We start from the raw sequence: 1324 nt of genomic DNA, 5'->3' as shown, positions 1-1324 counted from the left end.
CTAGCAGGCTGCTGAAATACCCATGATTCGTGCTGGCCGGTAATGCCTGTTCGTTACCGCCAGACGCCTTCTTTCCACATCACGGGATTCTTGAGCGGAAAGAACGGCGTTAAATGGCGTCTTTGGCTGGGTTTCCTGGCCGTTTCTCCTTACTGCACGCCTTGTAGGCGGACTTGTCCCAGGGAGCGCATGCGCACCAAATTGTAGGCGGCCATGGTGAGCACAAACATCTGGTCAACTTTCTTTAGGCCGCGCACCATCACTTGACGGATTGCGCCCACGGTCTTGGCCCAACCAAATCCCTGTTCGATGAGCTTACGTTTCTGCTGCGAGATCGCATAGCCTGTGCTCTGTGCAATTGCCTCTGGCACCGCCGAGCTGCGTCCCGATTTGTTCTGCGCTACGTGCGGCGTTACATTCATTGCCAAGCAAGCCTGCACAAATTCGGCGGCATCATATCCTTTGTCCGCACCCAGCGTGATCTCCCGCTGCGGATCGTCCAGCGCCTGGCGCGCATCGCTGATCATGGCCTTGGCCGCTTCCCGTTCCGCATAACCGTCGGCCACGGTCACCGCCGCGTTGGCAATCAAGCCGTGACGGTTATCGCTCAGGGTATGGCCGATGTAACGCAGTTCACTGCCGGTGTTGTTGCCCTTGCGGTATAAGCGAGAATCCGGATCAGTCTTGGATTGATGGGTGTCGTTGCTGCGCTTGTCGCCCTTGAAGTTACCGCTGTCGCCGGTACCCTGATCATCGTCCTTGCGCACGAAGCTTTTGTGACCAGCCCAAGCCTGGATCAAGGTGCCATCTACACTGAAGTGCTCCCCCGAGAGCCATTCATTCTTCTGCGCGATGGCCAGCACTTCGTTGAAAAATTCGATCACCGCATCATGTTTGATGAGGCGCTCCCGGTTCTTGGTGAAGACGGTCGGGACCCACACTGCATCATCCATGGACAGGCCGACAAACCAGCGATACAGCAGGTTGTATTGGACCTGCTCCATCAACTGGCGTTCCGAGCGAACGCTGTACAGCACTTGCAGCAGCATGGCGCGCAGCAGCTTCTCAGGAGCGATGCTGGGGCGACCGCCTTTGATGTCGGCTTCGTACATCTCGGAGAACAAACCATTCATCTTCTCCAGCGCCGTGTTGGCCATGATACGGATTGCTCGTAACGGATGGCCTGCCGGAATGAAGTCCTCCAGCTTGCGCATTGTGAACAGACTTTCGGTGAACGTGTCGGCGCCGCGCATTGATTCTCAGGTAGGAAATGACGGGATGTCAGGATAACATTCGGCCGACCGCCCCGGTTGATGCTTCGGGG

Annotated in this window: 1 protein-coding gene; it reads right to left on the bottom strand. The window is 57.0% G+C overall.

All coding sequences use genetic code 11. From position 1 onward, the window contains the following. Positions 1-149: 149 nt before the first annotated feature. A complete protein-coding gene (locus tag BM269_RS28925) occupies positions 150-1253 on the bottom strand; it encodes an IS5 family transposase (protein WP_090446061.1) in 1104 nt (367 codons plus the stop codon). Positions 1254-1324 lie beyond the last annotated feature (71 nt).

The sequence above is a fragment of the Duganella sp. CF458 genome, assembly GCF_900113115.1.
In the GTDB taxonomy this organism is placed as follows: Bacteria; Pseudomonadota; Gammaproteobacteria; order Burkholderiales; family Burkholderiaceae_D; genus Rugamonas.
Note: the sequence above shows the minus strand (reverse complement) of the source record. Positions and strands in the feature narration are given on the sequence as shown.